At 66.1% G+C, this 22,089-nt stretch carries 24 protein-coding genes and 1 pseudogene; 12 read left to right on the top strand and 13 right to left on the bottom strand.

The window, feature by feature from the left end:
* The first annotated feature begins 128 nt into the window (after nt 1-128).
* From J5474_RS11705 to J5474_RS11695, 3 genes are all read left to right on the top strand, one after another.
* The gene (locus J5474_RS11705; protein WP_209361105.1) at nt 129-614 is read left to right on the top strand and encodes a rhodanese-like domain-containing protein; all 486 of its coding nucleotides are present in this window, start codon (nt 129-131) and stop codon (nt 612-614) included.
* A gap of 67 nt (nt 615-681) precedes the next feature.
* On the top strand, nt 682-1,263 hold the full coding sequence (locus J5474_RS11700) for a LysM peptidoglycan-binding domain-containing protein (RefSeq protein ID WP_209361104.1): 582 nt from the start codon (nt 682-684) through the stop codon (nt 1,261-1,263).
* A 226-nt stretch (nt 1,264-1,489) separates the two neighbouring features.
* The gene (locus J5474_RS11695; protein WP_209361103.1) at nt 1,490-1,906 is read left to right on the top strand and encodes a LysM peptidoglycan-binding domain-containing protein; all 417 of its coding nucleotides are present in this window, start codon (nt 1,490-1,492) and stop codon (nt 1,904-1,906) included.
* Between the two features lie 96 nt (nt 1,907-2,002).
* Here J5474_RS11695 and zapE read toward each other — a convergent pair whose 3' ends face one another.
* Nucleotides 2,003-3,058 (bottom strand): cell division protein ZapE, encoded by a 1,056-nt coding sequence (gene zapE / locus J5474_RS11690; RefSeq protein WP_209361102.1) that lies wholly within the window; start codon nt 3,056-3,058, stop codon nt 2,003-2,005.
* 145 nt (nt 3,059-3,203) lie between these two features.
* Here zapE and J5474_RS11685 point away from each other — a divergent pair, with 145 nt between their 5' ends.
* Complete coding sequence (locus J5474_RS11685; protein WP_209361101.1) at nt 3,204-4,457, top strand: MFS transporter; 1,254 nt, start codon at nt 3,204-3,206, stop codon at nt 4,455-4,457.
* A gap of 138 nt (nt 4,458-4,595) precedes the next feature.
* Here the strand turns inward: J5474_RS11685 and J5474_RS11680 are convergent, their stop codons facing one another.
* The 6 genes from J5474_RS11680 to J5474_RS11655 form a co-directional block, all read right to left on the bottom strand.
* A complete protein-coding gene (locus tag J5474_RS11680) occupies nt 4,596-5,525 on the bottom strand; it encodes an alpha/beta fold hydrolase (RefSeq protein ID WP_209361100.1) in 930 nt (309 codons plus the stop codon).
* The gene (locus J5474_RS11675; protein ID WP_209361099.1) at nt 5,522-6,139 is read right to left on the bottom strand and encodes an HAD family hydrolase; all 618 of its coding nucleotides are present in this window, start codon (nt 6,137-6,139) and stop codon (nt 5,522-5,524) included. Before J5474_RS11675 ends, J5474_RS11680 begins: the two co-directional genes overlap by 4 nt.
* The gene (locus J5474_RS11670; protein WP_209361098.1) at nt 6,136-6,591 is read right to left on the bottom strand and encodes a YaiI/YqxD family protein; all 456 of its coding nucleotides are present in this window, start codon (nt 6,589-6,591) and stop codon (nt 6,136-6,138) included. Before J5474_RS11670 ends, J5474_RS11675 begins: the two co-directional genes overlap by 4 nt.
* 1 nt (nt 6,592) lies before the next feature.
* Nucleotides 6,593-7,423, bottom strand: a complete 831-nt coding sequence (fghA, locus tag J5474_RS11665) for an S-formylglutathione hydrolase (RefSeq protein WP_209361097.1) — start codon at nt 7,421-7,423, stop codon at nt 6,593-6,595.
* A 37-nt stretch (nt 7,424-7,460) separates the two neighbouring features.
* The gene (locus J5474_RS11660; protein ID WP_209361096.1) at nt 7,461-8,117 is read right to left on the bottom strand and encodes a TetR/AcrR family transcriptional regulator; all 657 of its coding nucleotides are present in this window, start codon (nt 8,115-8,117) and stop codon (nt 7,461-7,463) included.
* A 67-nt stretch (nt 8,118-8,184) separates the two neighbouring features.
* Complete coding sequence (locus tag J5474_RS11655) at nt 8,185-8,358, bottom strand: hypothetical protein (RefSeq protein ID WP_209361095.1); 174 nt, start codon at nt 8,356-8,358, stop codon at nt 8,185-8,187.
* A gap of 173 nt (nt 8,359-8,531) precedes the next feature.
* Between J5474_RS11655 and mbfA the strand changes: the two genes are divergently transcribed.
* The 5 genes from mbfA (at nt 8,532) to J5474_RS11630 (ending at nt 12,810) form a co-directional block, all read left to right on the top strand.
* Nucleotides 8,532-9,506, top strand: a complete 975-nt coding sequence (mbfA, locus tag J5474_RS11650) for an iron exporter MbfA (RefSeq protein ID WP_209361094.1) — start codon at nt 8,532-8,534, stop codon at nt 9,504-9,506.
* A 352-nt stretch (nt 9,507-9,858) separates the two neighbouring features.
* A complete protein-coding gene (locus J5474_RS11645; protein WP_209361093.1) occupies nt 9,859-10,458 on the top strand; it encodes a dihydroxy-acid dehydratase in 600 nt (199 codons plus the stop codon).
* A 152-nt stretch (nt 10,459-10,610) separates the two neighbouring features.
* Nucleotides 10,611-11,360 carry a DUF6478 family protein gene (locus J5474_RS11640; RefSeq protein ID WP_245216407.1) on the top strand — a complete coding sequence of 250 codons (750 nt, stop codon included), beginning with the start codon at nt 10,611-10,613 and terminating at the stop codon, nt 11,358-11,360.
* Nucleotides 11,361-11,389: 29 nt separating this feature from the next.
* Entirely contained in the window at nt 11,390-11,779 is a 390-nt protein-coding gene (locus J5474_RS11635) for a hypothetical protein (RefSeq protein ID WP_209361091.1), read from the top strand.
* Nucleotides 11,780-11,895: 116 nt separating this feature from the next.
* Nucleotides 11,896-12,810 carry a DMT family transporter gene (locus J5474_RS11630; protein WP_209361090.1) on the top strand — a complete coding sequence of 305 codons (915 nt, stop codon included), beginning with the start codon at nt 11,896-11,898 and terminating at the stop codon, nt 12,808-12,810.
* A gap of 103 nt (nt 12,811-12,913) precedes the next feature.
* Here J5474_RS11630 and J5474_RS11625 read toward each other — a convergent pair whose 3' ends face one another.
* The 6 genes and pseudogenes from J5474_RS11625 to J5474_RS11605 form a co-directional block, all read right to left on the bottom strand.
* On the bottom strand, nt 12,914-14,233 hold the full coding sequence (locus tag J5474_RS11625) for an NAD(P)/FAD-dependent oxidoreductase (RefSeq protein ID WP_209361089.1): 1,320 nt from the start codon (nt 14,231-14,233) through the stop codon (nt 12,914-12,916).
* Complete coding sequence (locus tag J5474_RS11620) at nt 14,230-15,048, bottom strand: ABC transporter permease (RefSeq protein WP_209361088.1); 819 nt, start codon at nt 15,046-15,048, stop codon at nt 14,230-14,232. The genes J5474_RS11625 and J5474_RS11620 overlap by 4 nt, the downstream gene beginning before the upstream one ends.
* Before the next feature lie 124 nt (nt 15,049-15,172).
* Entirely contained in the window at nt 15,173-16,048 is an 876-nt protein-coding gene (locus J5474_RS11615) for an ABC transporter permease (protein ID WP_342454035.1), read from the bottom strand.
* Between the two features lie 212 nt (nt 16,049-16,260).
* The gene (locus J5474_RS23285) at nt 16,261-16,731 is read right to left on the bottom strand and encodes a TOBE domain-containing protein (RefSeq protein ID WP_425342886.1); all 471 of its coding nucleotides are present in this window, start codon (nt 16,729-16,731) and stop codon (nt 16,261-16,263) included.
* 209 nt (nt 16,732-16,940) lie between these two features.
* Nucleotides 16,941-17,709, bottom strand: a pseudogene (locus J5474_RS23280) (ABC transporter ATP-binding protein); the annotation flags it as partial.
* A 91-nt stretch (nt 17,710-17,800) separates the two neighbouring features.
* Nucleotides 17,801-18,886, bottom strand: coding sequence for a polyamine ABC transporter substrate-binding protein (locus tag J5474_RS11605; protein ID WP_209361086.1), 1,086 nt, complete (start codon nt 18,884-18,886; stop codon nt 17,801-17,803).
* A gap of 152 nt (nt 18,887-19,038) precedes the next feature.
* Between J5474_RS11605 and J5474_RS11600 the strand changes: the two genes are divergently transcribed.
* From J5474_RS11600 to rpiB, 3 genes are all read left to right on the top strand, one after another.
* Nucleotides 19,039-19,698 carry a GntR family transcriptional regulator gene (locus J5474_RS11600; RefSeq protein WP_209361085.1) on the top strand — a complete coding sequence of 220 codons (660 nt, stop codon included), beginning with the start codon at nt 19,039-19,041 and terminating at the stop codon, nt 19,696-19,698.
* A gap of 435 nt (nt 19,699-20,133) precedes the next feature.
* A complete protein-coding gene (locus J5474_RS11595; RefSeq protein ID WP_209361084.1) occupies nt 20,134-21,537 on the top strand; it encodes an aspartate aminotransferase family protein in 1,404 nt (467 codons plus the stop codon).
* A gap of 76 nt (nt 21,538-21,613) precedes the next feature.
* Nucleotides 21,614-22,063 carry a ribose 5-phosphate isomerase B gene (rpiB, locus tag J5474_RS11590; protein ID WP_209361083.1) on the top strand — a complete coding sequence of 150 codons (450 nt, stop codon included), beginning with the start codon at nt 21,614-21,616 and terminating at the stop codon, nt 22,061-22,063.
* The last annotated feature ends 26 nt before the right edge of the window (nt 22,064-22,089 follow it).

The raw sequence follows: 22,089 nt of genomic DNA, 5'->3' as shown, positions 1-22,089 counted from the left end.
ACTCCCGAAGGACGAGCAGTATGGTCAAAGGTCATCACACGACCCTTTGCGCCGTTGCGTGCGCGGCCCTGTCCCTCGCGGTCATGGCACAGTCGGCCTGCGCCGAAAATGCTGGCATTACCCCAAGGATGGACGTCTTCAGCACCACGCTGAATGGCCGTCCGCTGACCATCGAACGCTCAGGCGCGGTCTGCCCGCCCGCCTGTGTGCAACCGATGCAGGCGGCCTCTGGCGTGGTTACCATCGGTGAACTCGAGGTGCTCGATTTCATCGATCTTCTCGTGAGCGACGCGAAGGGGCTGCTGCTCGACGCCCGCCTGCCTGAGGGGTTTGGCAGTGGCACGGTGCCGGGTGCAGTGAATGTGCCGGCCTCCACTCTGAGGCCGCAGAACCCCTACCGCGATGATCTGCTAAGCGCGCTGGGTGTGGAGGGTGACGATTTTTCAGCGGCCTTCGACCTCGTGATCTTTGGCGCCGCCGCCGATGATCCTGAGGCACCAGGGGCCCTGCGCGATCTGCTGGCGGCTGGTTACCCGGCAGCGAAGCTGAAATATTACCGAGGCGGCGTGCAAGCCTGGCAGGGAATGGGCCTGAGCCTCGCCGCAAGTGAATGAAAACGCCTGACGGAGAAGGCCTGTGAATGACGGTCGGTGACTAAGGACCCGGGGGAGGGTGACTGGAATGATCCGCATGGTTCTCTTCGCGCTGGGCTTCGTCGCCATCACCGTGACGTTGCTCATCGTTCAGCCGGGAAGCCGCAGCCGCATGCCGCATGCGGCGCCGGTTCCGGCAGTCAGCCGCGCGCAGCCCGCCCTGACAGAGGCGGTGACCCGCGCGTCCGTCCCTGCGGAGGACATCGCGCGCATCGCCCCGGACGAGCCGCGCTTCGGTCGTCGGGTCCCCTCGACCACCCCGGCACCCGCCGCGCCCCCGCCCGTGCAGACCCTCGGCGACGAGGACATGCGTCGGATGACGTGGGAGGCGCTCTCTGGTCTGAACCGGGCCACCGGCCGCGAAACCACCCCCGGCCAGCCCGGCAGCCTGCTGCACACCATCGTTCAGCGGTCGCTGGCTATCGTCTCCGCGCCTGACGGGCAGTCCGCTGCTTACGTTGTCCAGGATGGCGACAGCCTTGTCTCCATCGCGGAACGCATTTATGGCGATGTGAACATGACCGGCCCTCTTTTCGCTGCGAACCAGTCGATCCTGACCCGCCCCGACGATCTGCGCCCCGGCCAGATGCTGGTCCTGCCGGGAAAATAAGCGTAGATCCAACTCCCATCCGTAGAAGCCTATTTGCGCTCTAACCATACAGGTAGGGCATTCAGCTATATGTTGACGCGTCAGGCGTGATTCGCCTATAGTTGTGGGCAACCGCGCGCGGCGCCAAATCCGCGGTGCGGCCGACTTAGGGGACTTTCCACATGACTTCGCGTTGCGAGGCCGCACAGGCTGCGTCCACTACCGCATGGGTAAAGGAAACGGGCGCATGATCCGCATGGCCCTTCTCGCGCTGGGGTTGACCGGTGGCACGCTGGCGCTGCATTGGGGCTTTGCCGGGTCCGAAGCCGAAAGCATGTCGGAGCAGGTCAGCCGCTCCACCCCAGATCCAATGGGTCTGTCTCCCTCGCTGAACGCCGTGGCGCTGTCGGGGGCGCTGTCGGGGGCGCTGTCGGGGGCGCTGTCCGGCCCAGTCGCCGCCGCAACGCCCGCATCGCTGCGGGCCGCCACTGCTCAGGCCGAGCCTCGGACCTACACGGTGGTTCCTGGCGACAGCCTGCCCGTCATCGCCTTTGAATTCTACGGCACGACCGCCGCCTACCAGCGCATCCTCGACGCCAACGAGGACGTGGTCCGCGACCCTGCGGCACTGCGCGTCGGTATGGTGCTGACCCTTCCCGAATAGAACACCAAGCAGAACCTGGATCGAGCAGACAGGCAGAAAGTCAGCAGGGCCCTCCGGGGCCCTGTTGTCCTGTCCGCCACCCGCTCGGCCAAAGTGCTATCGCCCCCAGTCCGCCGCCATCATCTCCCGCAGGCGCGAGGCGGTTCGCTCGAACTCGAAACTGCCCGGCCCTTCGAGGTAAAGCGATTCCGGCAGTGCCGCAGCTGACGCGATCAGCCGGACCTTCGCCTCATAAAGCGCGTCGATCAGCGTGACGAAACGCTTGGCTTCGTTGAAGTTGTGCCGCGACAGGGCGGGGATGTCCTCCAGCACCAGCACCCGCAGGGCGTCGGCCAGGACAAGGTAATCCGCGGGCCCCCGCGCCCGCCCGCACAGGTCGTAGAACGGCGCGCGCGCCATGGCATTCCGATACCGCGGCAGCTCAAGCTCGCGCCCCTGCACCCTGAGCGTCAGCTTTTCCTCCGTGCCGTGTGTCAGCTCCTCCCAGATGGCGTCGATCCTCGCCCGCGCCTCGGCCCCGGCGGGAGCGAAATAGACCTGCGCCCCGCCCAGCCGGTCCTGCCTGTGATCCGTCTCGGAGGCGAGCTCCCGCACCTCCAGTTTCTCCTCGATCAAACGGATGAAGGGCAGGAAAAGCTGCCGGTTCAGTCCGTCCTTGTACAGGTCCCCCGGCACCCTGTTGGAGGTCGTGACCACCACGGTGCCCGCGGCAAACAGATGTTCAAAGAGCCGCCCGACGATCATCGCGTCGGTTATGTCGGAGATCTGCATCTCGTCGAAGGCGAGCACCCGCACGCTGTCCGCCACCGCCTTGGCGACCGGCCTGATTGGGTCCTCGACGCCTTGCCCGCGCAGGCGGTGCATCTCGGCATGCATCTCCTGCATGAAGGCGTGGAAATGCGCACGCCGTGCCGGGACGGTCAGCGTGTCGACAAACAGATCCATCAGCATCGACTTGCCACGCCCCACGCCGCCCCACAGATACAGTCCCTTCGGCGGTTCCGGTGCCTTCCGGAAAAGCCCGCGCTTCACCGGCTCCGCCAATGCGGCGCGGATACGCTCGAAGGCAGGCAGTGCCTGCCGCTGTGCCGCGTCGGGCTTGATGCGTCCAGAGGCGACGCGCGCCTCGTAGTGATCCTGAACAGTCTCCATGCCCGTGACTTAGCCCGGCCCGCGCCGCTTGGGTAGAGGCGGCGCGCCGCCGTCCACAACGGCCCGTTATGGCGGCGATCACGTCAGCACGGTTGACCTGTCGCGGCAAAGGCGTAGACCTGTTCGCGCGCGCAGGAGGAATACCATGGACAAACCCGCCCCGCTTTTGACACCGGTCCTGCTGGTCGGCTGCTTCATCATAATGATCTCCTTCGCCATCCGGGCAAGCTTTGGCGTCTTCCAGATCCCCATCGCCGAGGAATTCGGCTGGGCACGGGCGGAATTCTCGCTCGCCATCGCCATTCAGAACCTCGCCTGGGGCATCGGTCAGCCGCTCTTCGGCGCCTTCGCTGAAAAGCTCGGCGACCGCATGGCCATCGTCCTGGGCGCGATGATGTATTCCGCCGGTCTGGTGCTCTCGGCCGTGTCAGAAACGCCTTTTGCCATGCAGGCCTGGGAGGTTCTCGTGGGCTTCGGCATCGCGGGCACAGGCTTTGGCGTGATCCTCGCCGTGGTGGGCCGGGCGTCGTCCGACGAAAACCGCTCCATGTCTCTGGCCATCGCCACAGCGGCGGGCTCTGCGGGGCAGGTCTTTGGCGCCCCGCTGGCAGAGTCGCTCCTGGGCGTCATGTCGTGGCAGGCCGTCTTTTTCGCCTTCGCGGTGGCCATCGTCGCAATGTTGGCAGCTCTGCCGCTGATGCGCGCCCCCGCTGCCTCCCGTGCAGAACTCCAGGAAAGCATGGGCGACATCCTCGGCCGCGCCTTCCGCGACCCGTCCTTCACGCTGATCTTCCTCGGCTTTTTCTCCTGCGGCTACCAGCTTGCCTTCATCACCGCCCACTTCCCCGCCTTCGTAACGGAACTTTGCTCGCCAATCGTGGCAGGCGGCGTACTGTCGTCGATGGGGATCGGGTCGACCTCGGCGCTGGGTGCAGTGGCGATCTCGCTGATCGGACTGTTCAACATCATCGGCACTCTGACGGCGGGTTGGCTGGGCAAGCGCTTCACCCGCAAGTACCTCCTTGCGGGCATTTACCTTGGCCGAACCGTGGCCGCCGCCGCCTTCATCCTGCTTCCGATCACGCCCACTTCCGTGCTGGTCTTCTCGGCGGTCATGGGGGCGCTCTGGCTTGCGACGGTACCGCTGACCAGCGGGCTCATCGCGCATCTCTACGGGCTGCGCTATATGGGCACGCTCTATGGTATCGTCTTCCTCAGCCACCAGATCGGAGGCTTCCTCGGCGTCTGGCTCGGCGGCCGCATGTATGACGCCTACGGTGACTACACCGCTGTCTGGTGGTTCGGCGTCGGTGTCGGCGCCTTCAGCGCGCTTGTGCACTTGCCGGTCAGGGAGCACCGCGATACCCCGCCTCACCCGCCGGGTCCCCAACCGGCCTGACGATCCGCGCGCGGCCCCCTGCTTCTTTGGTTCAGAAATACTGCGGAGGTCTGGAGGCAGCGCCTCCAGCGCGCCCGGCACGGGCGGGTTGCGCGCGGGTCAAACGCGCCGGTCGCCTCGCGATACCCCGGTGCAACCTTACGGCCCCGGCGCGATCCAATGCGCCCGGATCGCCGCCGCCACCGAGTCGGTATGCGTGTAGGGCAGGCCGTGTCCCGCGCCGTCCACCACCACCTGACGGACGGTGCGGTTCCACTGGCTCAACTGGCCCATGGCGCTTAGCGGAACAACCGGGTCCTCCCGGCCCCAGATCGCCAGCACAGGCACGCCGGCCGCTGACAGATTGCGCTGCGCTGCCTCCGACGACCGCCGCAGCGTGCCCCTGAGCGAGGACAGCACCGAACGCACGTAACCCCGCCGCCCCATTTCCGCACGCTGGCGGTCCACGATGCCTTCGACGCTGGACGGCTCGGCCTCCTGCGCGCGTAGCGCCCGCGCCGCGGCCCCGGGGTAAAGCATGTGAAAGACCCAGTCCCCCACCAGCGGCCAGTCCCGCGCCCAGCGGGTCTTCGCGTCCAGGGTGATCCCCATGCCAGCGGGGGCCAGCAGGATCAGCTGACGTAGCCGGTGCACGTTCTTCGCTGCCCAGAGCGCCGCGATCATGCCACCCATGGAATAGCCGATCAGAGTGATATCGCCTTCGACACCCTCCTGCGCCAGCAGCCCATCAAGCTGCGTGGCGAACATCCCCGGCGTCTGCAAGCCGCGCGGTGCGTCGGAATACCCGCGCCCGGGAAGGTCGTAGATCAGCACCCGGAATCCCATCGCCACCAGCTTCCGCGCGAGACCCAGCCAGACATAGGACGGCGTCGTCAGCCCGTGCACGCAGACCGCCACCGGGCCGCGCTCTGGCCCGAGCCAGGTGTAATGCGTGCGGCCGCCCGGCAGCGCGGCAAAGTCTCCCGGCGCCTCTTCCCGCAGCCGTCGTCCGCGCGGCGCGCGGCGCAGCTCCCGCAGGGCGGGCAGGGCCACCAGCGCGGCGCCTGCGGCCCAGGGCCAGAGGCTCACGCCGCCTCGGCTGCCGACAGCAGCCCCTCGGAGACCAGCCGTGCCGCCCAGCCCTCCGGCCCCTCGAACAGATGCGTCTGCCAGCCGCGCTCTTCTGCGGCGGCGATGTTCTCGGCCCGGTCATCGGTGAACAGCAGCGCCTCCGGCGACACGCCCTCGCTCGCCTCGACCATCCGGTAGATCTCCGGATCGGGTTTCGCCACACCCATGTGGCCGGAGACATAGGCCTTCGAGAACGCGCCGAGGAAGTCATAAACCGGTGTGGCAATGGCCCATGTTCCGATGCCGAAATTTGTCAGCGCGAGCGTCCGCATGCCTTTCGCATTCAGCGCGCGCAGCAAACGCACCGAATGCGGGATCTCCGGTTTGGCCATTTCCAGCCAGTCGTCATGCCACAGCGCGATTTCGGCCTGCCATTCGGGATGTTTCCCGGCCCATGTCTGGATCGTCTCGCGGAAATCATGCCCCCGGTCGACGAGGTCGTTCATGCCATGCAGGTCAACCTCCGCGAACATCGCACGCCTGCGTGCCTCGCCCACGCGGGCATCGTAATAGCGCTCGGGCTGCCATTCGATCAGCACGTTCCCGACGTCGAAGACGACGGCCTCGATCACGTTTCCCTCCCGGCCTGCCGCATCGCCCGGTCCAGCGCGTCGAGGAACCGGCTGCGATCCGCCTTTGTGAAGCCTTTGCCGCCGCCCTGCCGGAACGGATCGGCGGCGCGCAGGTCGGTCATCAGGTCGCGCATGGCCAGCTGCTGGCCGATATTGGCCTGCGTCAGCGCAGAGCCATCGGGTCGCAAGACCACTGCGCCCGCCTCCACGCATTTCGCCGCAAGGGGGATGTCGCTTGTCACCACGACATCGCCCCGCCTGGCCCGGTCCGCGATCCACATGTCGGCCACATCCGGCCCGGCCTCCACCACCACGATTTCCACCAGCGGGTTGCGCGAGGGGCGCAGACCGCCGTTGGACACCAGCTTCATCGGGGCCTTGAACCGCGTGGCGACGCGCTCCGCCTCCTCCTTCACGGGGCAGGCATCGGCGTCGATGTAGAGAACTGTCATCTCAGGCGTACAGATGCTCGGCGTGGAAGGCGACATGCTCCTCCATGAAAGTGGAGATGAAGAAGTAGCTGTGATCGTAGCCCTTCTGCATCCGGAATACTCCGTCTTGCCGCCGCTTCACCATGGCCTCCGCCAGTGTTTCGGGCTTCAGCAGGTCAAGGAACTGGTCGCTTGTGCCCTGGTCCACCAGAACCGGCCCGTCAAAGCCATGCTCGATCATCAGAAGAGAGGAATCGTGCTTTTGCCATGCGGCGCGATCGTCACCGAGGTAGGCGCCCAGCTGCTTCGTGCCCCAGTCCGATTGCGTCGGGTTGGCGATGGGCGCAAAGGCCGAGGCAGAGACAAACCGGTCCTTCAGCGTCATCGCCAGCGTCAGCGCGCCATGGCCGCCCATCGAATGCCCGGTGATCGCCTGACGGTCCATGTCGATGGCGAATTCGGACCCAATCAGCGCGGGCAGTTCCTCGGCGATGTAGTCCCACATGCGGAAATGCGGCGCCCAGGGGGCCTGCGTGGCGTTGACGTAGAACCCGGCACCCTGTCCCAGGTCATAGGCATCGTCGTTGGCTACACCCTCGCCGCGCGGCGAAGTATCGGGAAAGACAAGCGCGATGCCCTCCTGCGCGGCCCACGCCTGCGCGCCAGCCTTTGTCATGGCGTTGTCGTGGGTGCAGGTCAGCCCCGACAGATACCAAAGCACCGGCACCGGCACATGGCGGGCCTCCTCCGGCAGGAAAAGGCCAAAGGTCATCTCGCAGGAACAGGCGCTGCTCTCGTGGCTGTAGACGCCTTGCATCCCGCCAAAACTGCGGTTTTCGGATACGGTCTTCATCGGTCGTCACTCCCCTCCCGGGGGTGAGGGCCCCGGGTCAATCGGCTTTCTTTGCGCCGTACCGTGCCATGAAGGTTTCGACGGCGCCATCCACAATCCGGCTGCGCTCCGCGAGCGTGAACTCCGTCTGCAGCCCGAATATGAGTTTAGCCCAGAGATCGGCCTTGCACAGTTCAGAAAACTGGTCGGCGGCCAGCGCCATGTCGTCGATCTCCACCTCGCCGCGCTGACGGGCAACTTCGAGGTAGTTGGTCAGCGCGCGCTTGGCGATCATCGGGCCGCTCTGGTAGAACTGGCGGCCAAGCTCGGGAAAGCGGTCGGCCTCGGCCACGCAGACCTTGAAGATGCGCTGCGCCATGTCGGAGAGGATGAATTCGAGGATGCGATGCGCCGCCTGGCGCAGCACTTCGGCGGGCGGGCGCGTCATGTCGACGGACAGAAGCGCCTCGTCCGCCTGCCGGCAGCACTGGGTGGATGCCACCTCCATGAACAAGAGCCGCTTGTCGGGGAAGTAGCTGTAAAGTGTCGCCTTGGAAACGCCCGCCTCCCGCGCGATATCGTCGACAGAGGCGCCTTCGAAGCCGTCGCGCAGGAAAACCTCCTGCGCACCGGCGATCACCTGGTCGTATTTGCGCCCCTTGCGAATGTCCCTGGCGGGTTCTTCCGGGGCTGTCGCGGCCTTGCCGACGGTCATGCACGCACTCCTATGCCTCGGGGCATTTATAGACCGCGCGGTTCCGGCGTAGCAAGGAAAGCCACGCTCACCGGCAGGGGGCGGCCTGCGATGTCTGGCAATCGGTCGTACCCCTGGTCGCGACGTCCGGTTGCGTCACCGGCGCCGGAAAAGTCAGGTCGGGCAGGAAGATCGGGCCGACGTTCGCCATGGCGGGGGCGGCCAGCAGGGACAGGGCGAAAGCGGTTGCGAGACGTTTCATCGGGCTTCTCCTCCGAGAAATGAACTGAACGGTACGGTTTGGGTAAGTGAACCGAATGGTTCATTTTGTCAAGGCGGGGCAACGCGGCCGATTTGCCGCACCGGCTATTCCTGACTTGCAAGCGCCAGCCGGAAAGATACCTTGGAATCGTTCTAATAACGGGGTGAACTCACATGCGTTTCCTGATGCAGCGGCGCGGATTCGATGACCTGAGCGAACAGGAGGTGTTGGCGTTGGCGATCTCCTCCGAGGAGGACGACGCCCGCATCTACCGCAGCTACGCCGAACGCCTGCGGAACGAATACCCCGACACGGCGAAGATCTTCGACGGCATGGCCGAGGAAGAGGACCGCCACCGCGCGTCGCTGATCGACCTGCATCGGCAGCGCTTCGGAGAGGTCATTCCCCTGATCCGCCGCGAACACGTCGCGGGCTTTTACGCGCGCAAACCGGTCTGGCTCATCCAGAACCTGTCGCTGGACCGCATCCGAACAGAGGCCGAGGCGATGGAGCAGGACGCCGAACGTTTCTACCTGGCCGCGGCAAAACGTACGACCGACGCGGGCACGCGCAAGCTTCTGGGCTTTCTCGCCGCCGCCGAGGCGGGCCACCATAGGGCGGCGTCAGGGCTGGAGGAAACGCACCTCGACGATACTGCCCGCGAGACCGAGGACGACATGGCCAAGCGCCGGTTCCTGCTGACATGGGTGCAGCCGGGGCTGGCCGGTCTGATGGACGGGTCGGTCTCGACGCTTGCGCCGATATTTGCCACGGCCTTTGCCACGCAGAACACATGGACCACCTTTCTCGTTGGGCTCGCGGCTTCGGTCGGCGCCGGTATCTCCATGGGCTTTACAGAGGCTGCATCCGATGATGGCCAGCTTTCCGGGCGCGGGTCGCCGGTAAAGCGCGGCATCGCGGCGGGGGTGATGACGGCTGTCGGCGGTCTGGGCCACGCCTTGCCCTACCTGATTCCGCACTTCTGGACCGCCACGATCACCGCCATGGTCGTCGTCTTTGTCGAACTCTGGGCCATTGCGTGGATCCAGAACCGATACATGGACACGCCCTTCTGGCGCGCCGCGTTTCAAGTGGTCCTGGGCGGTGCACTGGTGTTCGGCGCGGGCGCGCTGATCGGCGCCGGGTGACGGTGGATCGGCGCTGTTCCGGCTGTCGCCGGAAGGCGCCCCGCCCGCCGTCCCGTCTCCCCTCCCCTCAGGCGGCCCGCGCCGGACGGAGACGCTTTGGAGAATTTGGACCAAGAAGAAGCTGAAGGTTGCGGACCGCGGATGTCAGTTTCTACTTGGATCAAATACTCATTTCTCCCCCTCTGTTCATGCGTCGCCCAAGAGGCCACGGTGCTTGCCCGATGCCGGGGCAGAGGCTACTTCACTCTGGAGACCACAGGGGGAGGAGACCGCCATGCGAAAACTGTCTGTCGTGCCGTTGAACCGGTCCTCCCGCCTCGGCAGTACCCGCCACGGCGCGGAGCGCTGAAGGATGCGCCGGTTTGCGTTCCTCTGCGGGCTTCTGACGCTCGCCGCCTGCAGTACCGGGCCGGGTTCCGGCACCGGGGCACCGCTCGCCAGCCTGAGCTTTGCAGGTGGCGCGGTGGTTGTGGCCGGACCAGAAGGCTACTGCATCGACCCCGCGACCACGAACCGGCAGGCCAATGTGGCGGTACTTGCCTCCTGCCTGATCCTCTCGGGCGGGGAGGCTGGTCCCTGGGTGCCTCCTGCGCTGGTCACGGTCACCGTGGGCCCGCGCGGATCGCAGTCCGATCTGCCGGAGGCCGCCGCGCTGGCGAAGGCCGCTGGTGTGCCCCTGTTGGCGGGCGGGCGGAAGGACGGGCTCGTGATCGCCCATCTGGGCCGCGGCGGGGACAGCATCCTGCCGGAGGGCGACAGCCGCTATTGGCGCGGTGCCTTCGTCGAAGGCGGGCGCATGATCGGCCTCGCCCTCTATGCGCCAAAAGGTGACGCGCTGACCGGCCGGGAGGGCGCAGCGATGCTCGCCCGCGTGCGTGCCAGCATCAGCAAGGCCAGCGCAGCCCGCGGGCGGTCGACGCAGGCCGCCCGGGATGGAAACGCGGGCGCATGATGCTTTCGGATTTATTCAACGCGACGGGGTTGCAATACTGGTTTGCGAAGCCGAGCATTCCGGACAGTAAATTCTGGGCCTGTATCGGGACGACCCGCCCGAGAGGCGCATAGGGAAAGGCGGCAATGTCGGCAGGCTTGGGACAGGGATGGATGGACAGGGCGGTGTTCCTTGCCGGTCTCCGGCGCTGGTCGCGCGCGGCCAGGACGGCCGACCGGATGGATCTTTCCACCCTGCGCGAAGCCCGATCCCGTGCCCGCCGCCTGCGCACCCACCTGGACCGGCTGATCCACGTCGCAGAGGAACGGCTGGCTTTGCCGCCGATCGGCAATCAGGCCTTTCCGCGCCCGGTGGACGCCGACTGGGCGTGGCGGCCGGAACTGTGGTGCGGGCCGTTGCCGGTGCCGGGCCTGTCCTCGGTTCCGACCCAATCCAAACTGGGTGGCGAGGTCGCGCTGTTCCATGACTGCGCGCACTCCGAACTGACCCTTCGCCAGATCCGCAACACGCGCGAGGCGGACCTTGCCGCTTATGGCTTGCGGCTCGATGTCTTCCGGTTCGACGGTTCCTACCTGTCGCTTGCCATCGACCTGCCGGAGGAGGCGGCGCTTGGCCTCAGACGCCAGCATCTTGTCCGCATCGACGCCATCGTCGAGATGGAAAAACCGCTGGAAATCTTTGCCCGCCTCAACATCAAGCATGGCCCCAACACCGAACAGATCGTTCGCGAACTCTCCCTGAACACGGAGGAGATCCACGTCGAATTCGATCTCGCCTACACCAAGCTGAACGAAAAGCGGGTGGAGAAGATCTGGCTCGACCTTATCTTCGAGGGGCCGGAAATGAACCAGGTGGTGCTGCGCGATGTCACCTTCAGCCGCCGCAAGCGCGCGGCGCTGTAAGACCTGCCAGACCCGAGGGGAGAGTTTCCATGAGCGCCTTCAGCCTGACCAAGACGCGCTTTTTGCATGGTACCTGGGAGGGCGTCCTGCACGCGCAGTCCAGCGGCGCACCGCCGGATATTCGGGTGACCCTGCACGACCAGCCGGTGGCGGATGTCACCGTGACCGCGATGACACCCGAAACGCAGGCCCCCGGATTGCACTGGCTGCTGCGGGTGCCCGTCCCGCCAGAGGCCGTGGGCGACGGGGTGCAGACCTTTCTTATCGTCGACGCGGCAGCGCAGGAGGTTCTGGAAAGCTTTTCCCTGATTGCGGGCGAGGCGCTGGGCGACGACATCCGCGCAGAGGTCGACCTGCTGCGCGCCGAACTGGACATGCTGAAACGCGCGTTCCGGCGGCATTGCCTGGAGACATCCTGACCGCAAACTGGCGGGGTCAGACAGGAGGGCGAACCGCAGTTGGGGCGACAGGGCAGGGCGATTGACCTTTCGCCGGAAGCGGTTCACGGTGGCGCCAACGCGAAAGGTCCCCCTCCATGTCCCCGATGCGCGGCATAGCGCTGAAGCTGGCTTCGGTATTCTTGTTCACCATCATGGCCTCCCTGGTAAAGGCGGCTTCGGCCCACGTTCCCCCCGGACAGGCGGTGTTCTTCCGCTCGGCTCTGGCGATGCCGGTGATCGTCGCATGGCTGGCGATGCGCGGCGACCTTTCCACCGGGTTTCGTGCGCAGCGGCCCTTGATGCACCTCTGGCGCGGGCTGGTGGGCGTGACCGCCATGGGCTGTAACTTTGCCGCGCTGGGCCTCCTGCCGCTACCGGAGGTCACCGTGCTGGGCTACGCCGCGCCGATGCTGACGGTGGTGCTGGCCGCGGTGATGCTGGGCGAACGGTTGCGGCTTTTCCGCATGTCGGCGGTGGCATTGGGACTGGTGGGTGTCTCCATCGTACTCTGGCCGCGGCTGGCCTTTGACGACCTCAGCGACGCGGCGCTGCTGGGGGTGGGGTTGATCATGATCTCCACCGTCATGCGCGCGCTGGCGCAGATCCAGATCCGGCGCATGGTGGCGGTGGAGGAGACCTCTGCCATCGTCTTCTATTTTTCGCTGACAGCGACACTGTTTTCGCTGCTGACGCTGCCCTTTGGCTGGACCTGGCCGGGCTGGGGCGTGACGGGGATGTTGATCGCCTCCGGCCTGATCGGCGGGGTGGCACAGATCCTGCTGACGTCCTCCTACCGTTTCGCGGGGGCGGCGGTTCTGGCGCCTTTCGAATATGCCTCCATCCTCTTTGCGGTGCTCTTCGGTTACGCGTTCTTTGACGAAGTGCCGACCGGCGCGGTGCTGATCGGCGCGGGCATCGTGATCCTGGCCGGGGTCGTGATCATCTGGCGCGAACGCCAGCTGGGGATGAGGCGCGGCCAGGCGCGGTCGAACATGACGCCGCAGGGATGAGGTGCGTGCCGGTGACCGTTCGGAAGATGGTCATCGGCACCGAATGCAGGAAGCGGAGCGAACCGCCCGGCAAACGCGCTGTCTCGACAGGTCATCCCCGGCGTCACAGGTCGAAGGTTTCCGCCAGCCAGTAGGCCGGGCGCAAGAGCGCGCGGCGGTGTCTGCCCAAAGGAAAGCGGCGGGGTTCCTGCCCGAGAAAGGCCGGCATCGGCCCGCCGGATCGCCCGTGCGCCAAGACTTCGCCCAGGCAATGGCCGAGGTAGCTGCCCATGGCAACGCCGTTGCCGTGAAATCCCAATGCGGCATGAAGCCCCTCACACCCCGGCACCGCCCCGGCGAAAGGGTGGCCGGAGGCCAGAAAGCAGACCAGCCCCGACCATTCGTGGGTGATCTCCACCCCCCGCCACGCCGGGAATGTGGCGTGGAAATCCGTTCGGATGCGGCGGGAGACGGCGATCTGCTCTTCTGCCCGCGCGGTCAGCCCGCCGCGCATTCCGAACAGGAACCGCCCATCCGGCAGCCTGCGGAAGTAGTGCAGCAGGCGCCGCGTGTCATAGGCCATCTGGTCAGAGGTCCAGCCCGCCGCCTCGGCCTCTGCCCCTGTCAGTGGGCGGGTGACGATGACCGAGCTTTGCACCGGCAGGGTGCGCGCGCGCAGCCAGTCGGGCAGGTCTTCGGAGGAATAGCCGTTGGTCGCCAGCACGACCCGGCGGGCCCGGACGCTGTGACCGTTGATCCCCAACCGCCAGCCGTCGCCATTCCGGTCGAGGGACGCCACCGGCGAGCGGCCATAGCCCCGAACACCCGCCCGCGTCGCGACCCGCGCCAGCCCGGCGTGGTACTTCGCGGGGTTCAGGGCAAAGCCCCGACGCAGCGTCATTCCGCCATGCCACGGCCCGCCCAGCCCCTGCGCCGCAAGGTCATCGCGCGTCAGCACCTCTGATGCCACACCCCACGTCGCGGCGGCTTCCGCCGCCTCCGCCCGCAGGGCGCGGAACGCGCGGGGGGTGTGTGCCAGAACGGTCTCGCCCTCGGAATGGCGGTCCGCGTCGATCCCATGGGTGTCGAGCAGGCCAGCCACGTGGTCGATTGCCGCCCCCTGCGCCGTCTGCCATTCGGTCAGCGCCGCCGCGCCGTAGCGCCGTCGCAAGCTGCCTTCCGGCGCCATCGCGCCGCCAATGCAGCAGAATCCGCCGTTGCGCCCGGAGGCGCCCCAGCCGGGGCGCTCGGCGTCGAGGACGGCGACATCGACACCGGCTCCGGCCAGCGCCAGTGCGCAGTTCAGCCCGGTGAAGCCGCCACCGATAACGGCCACCTCAACCGTGATATCCTCAGCCAATGAAGGCCAATCGGGTCGGGTGACGGTCTCGGCCCACCAAGGCGCGGCGGGACCGTAGGCCCCCGGTTCATAAAGCCGCTTCACGCCAGCTGGTCGGCGGCGCGTTCCTCGCGGGCGCGGCGGACGGCGTTGCGTTTTGTCACCAGCGAGGCGGTAATCACGCCGACGGAAACCGCCACGATCAGCAGCGTCGACAGCGCGTTGATCTGCGGGCTGACGCCAAGACGCACGGCCGAGAAAATCTTGATCGGGAGCGTCGTCGCCCCGGGCCCGGTGGTGAAGGACGCGATCACGAGGTCATCCAGTGACAGGGTGAAAGCCAGAAGCCAGCCGGAAATCACGGCGGGCGCGATGATCGGGAGCGTCACCAGCCGGAAGGCCTGAAACGGCGTGGCGCCAAGGTCGCGGGCCGCTTCCTCCAGTGCGGTATCGAAGGTCGCCAGCCGCGAGGAGACAACGACAGAGACGTAGCACATGGCAAAGGTGGTATGCGCCAGCACCACCGTCAGGACACCCCGGTCGATGCCCAGCCCGATGAAAAGCAGCAGCAGCGACAGGCCGGTGATCACCTCGGGCATGACGAGTGGCGCGTAGATCATGCCGGAAAAAAGCGTCCGTCCGGGGAACCGCCCGGCCCGCACGATAGCATGGGCCGCCATGGTCCCGAGCACCGTCGCGATGGTGGAGCTGAAGAATGCCACCCGCAGCGTTACCCAGGCGGCGTCGAGGAAGGCCTGATCGCGGAACAGTTCCGCATACCACTTTGTCGAGAAACCCGCCCAGACCGTGACGAGGCGGCTTTCGTTGAAGGAATAGACGACCAGAACGATCATCGGGATGTAGAGGAAGGCAAATCCGAAGCTGAGCGCCGTCGCGTTGAACCAGGAGAACCGTTTCATGCGCTGGCCTCCCGAATTCCCCTGCGAGCAAGGGGAATGGGGGCGCAGGCCCCGTCTCCCTGCGGGAGACTCCCCCGGGAGTATTTGGACGAAGAAGAAGAAGGGGTCTGGAAAAGGGTCATGGTCATTTGCCTGCCTCCCGGGCCTTTTCCTCGGAGCGCTGGAACAGCACGATGGGGATGATCAGGATCAACAGCAGTACCACCGCCACCGCCGAGGCCTGCGGCCAGGCGAGGTTGTTGAAGAACTCCTCCCAGAGGACCTTGCCGATCATCAGGGTACCGGCGCCGCCCAGCAGCGAGGGGATGACGAATTCGCCCATGGTCGGGATGAAGACGAGGAAGCAGCCCGCAATGATCCCTCCGCGCGACAGCGGGAAGGTCACCAGCCAGAAGGCCTGAAGCCGCGAACAGCCGAGATCTTCGGCGGCTTCCAGCAGGCTTTCGTCCATCTTTTCCAACGCGGCATAGATCGGCAGGATCATGAAGGGCAGGTAGGTGTAGACGATGCCGATATAGACCGCCATCTGTGTGTTCAGGATCTGGATCGGTTCGGAGACCAGTCCCGCCCGGATCAGGGCGCCGTTCAGAACGCCCTCGTTGCCGAGAATCCCCATCAACGAATAGACGCGGATCAGGAAGGAGGTCCAGAAGGGCAGGATCACCAGCATCAGCAGCGTCGCCTGCCATTCCTTTGGAGCGCGCGCCATGCCGTAGGCGATGGGGTAGCCGATCAGCAGCGTGCAGGCCGTGGCAATCGCGGCGATCCGGAAGGAACTGAGATAAGCCTTCCAGTAAAGGTCATCCGTGGTCAGGAAGACGAAGTTCTCGAAATCCAGTTCCCGCACCAGATCGACCACCCCGGCCCAGCCCTGCGCGGGATCGTACTGCGGCATGTAGGGCGGGCGGGCGAGCGCCACGTCGGAAAGTGAAATTTTGAGCACGATGGCGAAGGGCACGAGGAAGAGCGCCAACAGCCACGCATACGGCAGGCCGATCACCGTCGCCCCGAGGAAGCTGGTCCGTTGATCGCTGCCCGCCCGCGTCCAGAGCGCGAGAAAACCCGCCAGCCCCGCAAGGCTTCCAGTCACGGCCCATGCGCCTGGCGCGGCACCGCGCCAGAGGGCCGCCGCCACCAGCGCGCCAAAGACGGCGACGGCGATCAGCGCCGCGCCAAGGGCCGTGTTCTGCCCGCGCGAAACGATTCCCGTGCTCACGTGTCATCCTCCAGCACGACGCCCGCCGTGGCGGTGAACGACAGCCAGACCGTGTCCTCCCACGTGATGCCGCGCCGCGAGATCCGGCGGGTGTTGGCGGCCTGCGCCTTCACCATCGTGCCGTCGGCGAGCTTCACGTAGTAGGTGGAGATATTGCCCAGGTACGCGATGTCGATCACCTTCCCCTGCAGGACGTTGGCGGCGGTCGGCCGCTCCTTGGAGATCGAGATCTTCTCTGGCCGCAGAGACAGAACCACGTTGCGTCCGGCGAGCGCTTCCGGTCCGTTCGACGCCACCAGGGGGGGCTGGCCCGCGTGCCAGTGGATCTCCAGCCCGCCAGGCGGGATCGCGGGCGGCTGCGTGGCGGCGGTGGGCGTCGAGGCGGACGCCTGGGGTGCATCGGGTGTCCGGACCGGAGCAGGGGCGGCCGCTTCGGTCACGCCGGTGGCGGGGGCCGGATCGGGCATCGGCAGCGCCTTGGGTTGCTGGTCCAGCCACTTGCCGACGATGGGGGCCAGAACCTTGTCGTGCAGCGCCATCCCAAGAGCAGTGGGCTGCGGCTTGCGCGCGGCCTCTTCCTGCATTTCGCGCAGCGCGTCCTCTGCCTCCGGGGTCTCCGGTTCGGGCAGCGGTCGGGCTGCGGGCGCCGGCGCGCGCTCCGCGCGGGACTTCGCCACGCCGTGGAAGAGGTTCACGTCGCCGATGAAATCCGCGACATAGACCGAGTTCGGCGCCTCGTAGATCCGGTCCGGGGTGTCGACCTGAACGATGCGCCCATGGTCCATCACGGCCACGCGGGAGGCCACCGTCATCGCCTCTTCCTGATCGTGGGTCACGATGATGAAGGTGGTGCCGGTCTTCTCCTGAATGTCCATCAGTTCGAACTGCGTCTCTTCGCGCAACTTCTTGTCGAGCGCGCCCAGCGGCTCGTCCAGCAGCAGCAGCTTTGGCGCGCGGGCGAGGCTGCGTGCCAGCGCCACCCGCTGCCGCTGACCGCCGGAGATCTGGTGCGGCTTGCGGGAGGCGAATTGCTCCAGCCGGGTGAGGCGCAGCATCTCCTTCACGCGGGCCTCGATCTCAGCTTTCGGCTTCTTCGCGCGCTTCAGGCCAAAGGCGATGTTGTCCCAGACGGTCAGATGCGGAAACAGCGCGTAGCTCTGGAACATCATGTTCACGCTGCGCTGGTTTGCCGGGATCTGCGACAGGTCCTGTCCGCCCAGCAGGATCTGCCCTTCGGTGGGCCGCTCGAATCCCGCCAGCATCCGCATCAGGGTCGTCTTGCCGCAGCCGGAGGGACCCAGCAGGGCAAAGAATTCCCGCGCGTAGATATCCTGCGTCAGCCTGTCGATGGCGGTGAAGTCGCCGAACCGCTTCGTCACGTTGCGAAACTGGATGAGCGGTTTTTCCTCTGGGTCGTTCCAGGGGGCGAAGACGGTCTGGGCCATGGAATTCTTTCCGAAAGTAGGGTGGCCCGCATCGGGGGACGCGGGCCAGACTGCATCAGGGTTTCCCCTGCAATTCAAGCGGTCTGCGCCGTCAGGTGCCCGACTTGATCTTGGTCCAGAGACGGGTGACGACACGCTGCACCTTCGGCTCGTAGGGCGTGGTGGTGTAGGTGTTCGCCATGGTTTCCTCGTCCGGGTAGATCGAGGTGTCGCCGATCACGTCCTTATTCAGCAGCGCCTGAGAGGCCTTGTTGCCGTTGGCATAATAGACGTAGTTCGAGGCGTCCGCCATGTTCTGCGCGTCCATGATGAAGTTCAGGAACTTGTGCGCGCCCTCCGGGTTCGGTGCGTCGACCGGGATCGCCATCATGTCGAACCACATCTGTGCCCCTTCCTTGGGAATCACGTAGGCGATCTCCACGCCGTTGTCGGCCTCTGCGGCACGCGACTGTGCCTGGATGATGTCGCCCGACCAGCCCACGGCCACGCAGATCTCGCCGTTTGCCAGCGCGTTGATGTACTCGGACGAGTGGAACTTCTGGATGTAGGGCGCGATCGGGCTGTAGATGGCCTCGGCTTTGGCGATCACCTCCGGGTCATGGCTGTCCGGGTCCTCGCCGATGTAGTTCAGCGCGGCGGGCAGCATCTCGGCGGGCGCGTCGAGGAAATGCACGCCGCAGGAGGCCAGCTTCTCCATGTTCTCGGGCTTGAAGACGAGGTCCCAGCTGTCCAGCGCCACATCCTCGCCCAGCACTTCCTTTACCTTGCCGATGTTCACGCCGATGCCGGTGGTGCCCCACATGTAGTTGATGGCGTATTCGTTGCCGGGGTCGTACTTCGCGGTGCGCTCCTCGATCACGTCCCACATGTTGTCGATGTTGGGCAGCGCCGCCTTGTCGAGCTTCTGGAAGGCGCCCGCCGCGATCTGGCGCTGCAGGAAGGTGCCGGTCGGCACCACCACATCGTAGCCGGACCCGCCGGCCAGCATCTTGGTTTCCAGCAGTTCGTTGGAATCGAAGACGTCGTAGACCAGCGTCAGCCCGGTCTCCTGCTGGAATTTCTCCAGCAGCGCCTCGTCGATGTAGTCGGACCAGTTGTAGACGCGCACCTCGTCGGCGGCGGCCATCCCGGCCATCAGCGCCGTGGCGGCGGTCAGGGTCAGATAGATCTTGGTCATGTGAGGTCTCCCGTTGGTAACGTGGCTCTCCGGCCACGCTTCCAGGATTTTGATCATAAGTTGCAAGCCGAGGCAACTTGGGCGATGTTTCCATGGTGTCGTGACAGGCGCAAGAAGCCACGTCGCCCAGCTGCGCAAAGGAGAGGCAATCGGTGAAAACTGAGGCAGGGACGCGGGATGGCGCCGGGGCTCCGGTGCACGAACAGGTTTACCGCGCGTTGCGGGAGATGGTGCTTTTCGGGGCGCTGGCCCCGGGGGAAGCGGTCACGATACAGGGAATCGTCGAGCGGCTGGACGCGGGCATGACCCCCGTGCGGGAGGCGCTGCGGCGACTCACGGCGGAGGGCGCTCTGGAAAGTCTCGGCAATCGCCGCATCGCCGTACCGGTGCTGGACCGCGCTGCCGTGGAGGATCTGACCGAAGCGCGCCTTGCCATAGAACCCCGCCTGGCCGCGCGGGCCGCACAGCGCGTGACGCCGGCGGCCGTGGCCGATCTGCGGGCCATCGACGCCCGGCTGGATGCGGGTATAACGCGCGGCGATGTGGAGGCCTATTTGCGCGAGAACCATGCCTTTCACGCGGCGCTGAACGCTCAGGCTTCGGCCCCGGTGCTGACCTCGCTGACCGAAAGCCTCTGGCTGCGTTTCGGCCCCTCGCTGCGGGTGGTTTGCGGCCAGGTCGGAACGCGCGCGCTGCGCGACATGCACAAGGAGGTGCTGGCGGCGCTGGAGGCGGGCGATCCCGCCGCTGCGGCAGAGGCCGTTGCCGGTGACGTCCGGCAGGGCATGGAGATGATCGCGGATGCGCTGTAGTTCTGCCGCCCGCGGTAAAATTTCTGGGCCGTGTCATTTCAATTCGAAGGCCTGTGTAGAGGCCTGCGTAGAGGGCCGGGTGAGAAGGCGGTTTCGCGCGCTGTCGCGCGCGACCGGCGCGGTCCCGCGGACCGCGCCACGCGCCTGCGGCGCGGCGAGGGCTCTGCCCTCGCGCTCCCGCGGTATTTGGAAACCAAAGAAGTAAGGTTGGCGGTCTGAAGGGGGCTGAGGGGGCTGCCACGTTCATTTGGAGGCTTGGCAGGGGCGTAGACATGGTGCGCCCGAGCGGTAAGATTTCGTGGCCGCATCTGGTGTGCTGGCATCACCCGGTGGCACGTTTCCGCGGTCTGCACGCGAGGGGCCGCGTGCAGCCGATTCGATTGACTCTTTTGAATTTGATCATATTGTCGGCGCCGATCCCCAAGGAGGTCCGCCATGAACATCCTCACCCCCAATTCCCCCACCGCGGAACTGCAGGCGCTGGACGCCGCGCATCATATGCATCCTTTCACCCACGGTGCCGCCCTGAGAGAAAAGGGAGCACGCATCATCACCCGGGCGGAGGGCGTCTGGCTCAATGACAGCGACGGCAACCGCATTCTTGATGCGATGGCGGGGCTGTGGTGTGTGAACGTCGGCTATGGCCGTGAGGAACTGGCCGAGGCCGCCGCCCGCCAGATGCGGGAACTGCCCTTCTACAACACCTTTTTCCAGACCTCCCACGTGCCGGCGATCAACCTTGCCGCGCGGCTGGCGGAGCTGGCGCCAGACGACCTGAACCATGTCTTTTTTGCCAACTCCGGGTCGGAGGCCAACGACACCAACCTGCGCATGGTCCGTGCCTACTGGCATGTGAAGGGCCAGCCGGAGCGCACGCACATCATCGCGCGCTGGAACGGTTACCACGGGTCGGGCGTGGGATCCGGTTCCATGGGCGGGATGAAGAGCATTCATTCCCAGGGTGGCCTGCCGATCCCCGGCATCCACCACATCGACCAGCCGCACTGGTACCTCGAAGGCGGACAGATGACGCCGGAGGAGTTCGGGCTGGCGCGCGCGCAGCAGCTGGAGGAGAAGATCCTCGAGATCGGCGCCGACAAGGTCGCCGCCTTCATCGCGGAACCGCTTCAGGGGGCCGGCGGTGTGATCGTGCCACCCGCGACCTACTGGCCCGAGATCCAGCGCATCGTCGACAAGTACGGCATCCTTCTGATCGCTGACGAGGTCATCACAGGTTTTGGCCGCACCGGCCAGTGGTTCGGCTGCCAGACGATGGACGTCCGTCCCGACATCATGACCGTGGCCAAGGGGTTGTCGTCGGGCTACCAGCCGATCGGGGCCTCTATCGTCTCGGACGAGGTCGCACGGGTCATCGATGGCGTCGAGTTCAACCACGGCTACACCTACTCCGGCCATCCGGTCGCCTGCGCTGTCGCGCTGGAGAACCTGCGCCTGCTCGACGAGGAAGGCATCGTCGACCGCGCCCGCACCCACGTGGCACCCTACCTCAAACAGCGCTTCGAGAGCCTCGCGGATCACCCGCTGGTGGGCGAGGTGAAGATCATCGGCCTGATGGGATCCCTGGCGCTGACACCCGACAAACCGTCGCGCGCAAGCTTTGCCGCCGAAGCCGGGACTGCCGGGCTGATCACGCGCGAGCGTTGCTTTGCCAATAACCTCATCATGCGCCACGTCTACGACCGCATGATCATCTCCCCGCCGCTGGTGATCTCTCATGAGGAGATCGACACGCTGGTCGAGCGTGCGCGGCTCAGCCTTGACGAGGCGCACGCCGAATTGATCCAGCGCGGGCTGATGCAGGCGATCCCCAACTGTTGAGCGGCCGGGAGGGTAGGCAGGGGGCGGGCGCCGTGCTAGGGGCCTGCCCATCTCTGCTCACAGGACTCTTCAGACCATGACCGACACCAAGCGTATCGTCCTTTCTTCCGACCACGCAGCCATCGCGCTGCGCCAGCAGATCGCCAGGCATATCGAGGCCAAGGGCTGGGAGGCCGTCGACATCGGCCCCACCAGCCCCGAAAGCACGCATTACCCGCTGCATGGCGAGGCCGCGGCGCAAAAGGTCGCCTCCGGCGATTGTCGTTTCGGCATCATCCTTTGCGGCACCGGGCAGGGCATCATGATGGCCGCGAACAAGGTGAAGGGCATCCGCTGCGGTGTCTGCGCCGACGAATTTTCTGCCCGGATGATCCGCGCCCACAACGATGCGCAGATGCTGTCCATCGGTGAACGCGTCGTGGGTCCGGGCCTTGCGCTCGCCATCGTCGACGCCTTTCTGGAGACCGAATTCGAAGGCGGTCGCCATGGCACCCGCGTGGACATGATCAAGGCGATGGAAGACTGAGCTTCCCGGCAGGGCGCGGATTTTAG

It is taken from the genome of Sagittula salina (genome assembly GCF_017813235.1).
GTDB lineage: Bacteria > Pseudomonadota > Alphaproteobacteria > Rhodobacterales > Rhodobacteraceae > Sagittula > Sagittula salina.
The sequence above is the reverse complement of the archived record's forward strand: the minus strand, read 5'-3'. Positions and strand labels throughout refer to the sequence as shown.